Annotated in this window: 2 protein-coding genes; both read right to left on the bottom strand. The window is 60.4% G+C overall.

The window, feature by feature from the left end:
* Positions 1-202 (bottom strand): hypothetical protein (locus WS46_RS35545; protein WP_156437078.1); only part of this gene is annotated, 202 nt, incomplete at its 3' end.
* 38 nt (positions 203-240) lie between these two features.
* The coding region (sctE, locus tag WS46_RS20720; protein WP_156443165.1) for a type III secretion system translocon subunit SctE at positions 241-1749 on the bottom strand (1509 nt) is incomplete at its 5' end.

A 1749-nucleotide genomic window follows, 5' to 3' on the forward strand; every position in this document is an offset into this window, starting at 1 on the left:
CAGATGCCGGCACGATGGGCCGTGCCAACTCGGTTCCGGTGCCGCCCGTTGCCCGATGCGCGGCGCCAGCTGCCGCCGAGGCCAGCATCGCGGCTTGTTCGCGGGTTTTCTGAGCCGCAGGCTGAGTGGCCGTCGCGTCAACATTCGGCGGATACGGTTGAAAACGAACGCGCGGCTGGAAGATTTGTGCTGCAATCGACATAGTCTTATCCTTGAATCAAATCTATTACAAAGCAACGATCAGACCGATCGCGCCAGGTTTTTGAGAATTGCCTGTCCCGTCGTCAATTCAACCGCGTTCGCCGACACCATGTCCTGCATCACGCTCGCGAGCGCCTTGTTGCGATCTGCGAACACCTGCAGGGCCGAGTCCATCAGTTGCTTGAGCACCGACAGATCGAACTCGGCCATCTTGAGGTCCGCCTTCTTCTTCGCGACATTCAGCTCCGCCTTCGCGGTCAGCACGTCCATCGTGCCTTGCGCGACGGTGCTGCCCGCGTTGAACGCGACATTCACCTGCTGCCCGCGCGTCATCAATTTTTCAACGTTCTCGTCCGTGATGCCCAACGACTTGCGCATCCGGCCCATCGCTGCCGCAGTCTTGCCGCTGAACTCCTCAAAACCTACTTTCTCGCTCAGATTCGCGAGGGCCTCCTTCAGCATCTTGCCCAGCGACGTCTCCATGAACTTCGCGACCTGCTCGGCAACCACCCCCGCCACCTTGGACGCGACGGACTTCACGAGCGATCCGCCGACCACGGCGACCGCCACCATCGCGATACCCGTGACCACCGCACCGATAATCGCGCCGGCAAACTCGGCCTTCTCCTTGGACACGCCGCACGCCTCCAGCGCCTGGGTCGCGACCTTCGACACAAAATTCATGATGGGCTTGACGACCGCATCCATCATCGGCTTCATCGCTTCGTCAATAAACGACTTCCCGGTGACCGCGTGACAGATTTCATCGCCCGCCGCAAGCGCAAGGCCTACGCCCGCCAACGCGAGGCTGGCGCCGCCCGTAAAGGCGGCTGCCGCCACGCTGACCGCGGTGACGACCCAGCCCAGGATCTTGCCGACGCAGCCCATCGTCTTCTGCATCTGCTCGGCCTTCTTTTGCTGCTCCTCCGCCTTCTGGACAGCCTTCTCGTAGTCGTTCGACTTCTTTTGCATGTCCTTTTGCTGCGCCTTCATCATCGTGAGATTCAGGCGTTCGCCATTGTTGAGCTCGGTGACGTTATTCCTTTCCATCACTTCGCCCAACGCGCCGAAGATCAGCGTCACCTCGGCGATGCCGTGCAAGTGGCCCAACGCGCCCAGCATATGCGCCTGCTTGGCCAAAGCCTTCGTCGCGGCGTCGATCACACTCTTGTCGATACCGTCGAGTTCGCCTTTCTCGGCCATCTCCTTCGTACGCTTGAGCACGTCCTCCACCAGCTTCAACTCGTTCAGGTTGCCGAACTCCAGCACCTTCGACGGGTCCACATGCGCGTTGATCTTGAAATCCGCCGTCAGCTGCGCCTTCAGTGCCGCCTCCTGCTTTTCCAGCACCGCCTTCTCCGCGCCCGACAGCGATTTGTCCGACTGCTCGAGCTTGTCGAGCTGTTTCAGCGCGTCGTCTTCCGACTCCAGAATCGCCTGATACGTTGACTTGTCGATCAGCGAATACAGCGACGGCACGATCTCGGCCATCTTTTCGAGCTGCTCCGTGTCGTGCCGGATCGCATTTTTCACCGGCGTCAAATCCGG

The organism is Burkholderia sp. RF4-BP95, from assembly GCF_001521985.1.
Taxonomy (GTDB): Bacteria; Pseudomonadota; Gammaproteobacteria; order Burkholderiales; family Burkholderiaceae; genus Burkholderia; species Burkholderia diffusa.